At 40.2% G+C, this 219-nt stretch carries 1 protein-coding gene; it reads left to right on the forward strand.

Translation table 11 applies throughout. The annotated features are described in order from the left end of the window. Positions 1-213: transposase (locus ACYQ8U_RS23530; RefSeq protein WP_459947966.1), on the forward strand; the 213-nt coding region annotated here is incomplete at its 5' end. Positions 214-219: the final 6 nt, after the last annotated feature.

The following is a 219-nucleotide window of genomic DNA, read 5'->3' on the forward strand; positions in this document are numbered from 1 at the left end:
GATATGTTGTTGAAGTTCTCAAAAACCATGGAAAAGCACTTTGACGGCATATTGGCCTATTTCGATTTTGATGGCTTATCCACAGGGCCTCTTGAGGGGACTAACAACAAAATCAAGACAATGCAGAGGAAAGCATATGGCTACAGAGATATGGAGTTTTTCAAACTGAAAATAATGGCACTTCACGAGACAAAGTACGCTTTAGTCGGATGAACCTAA

This window comes from Desulfocastanea catecholica (assembly GCF_054657295.1).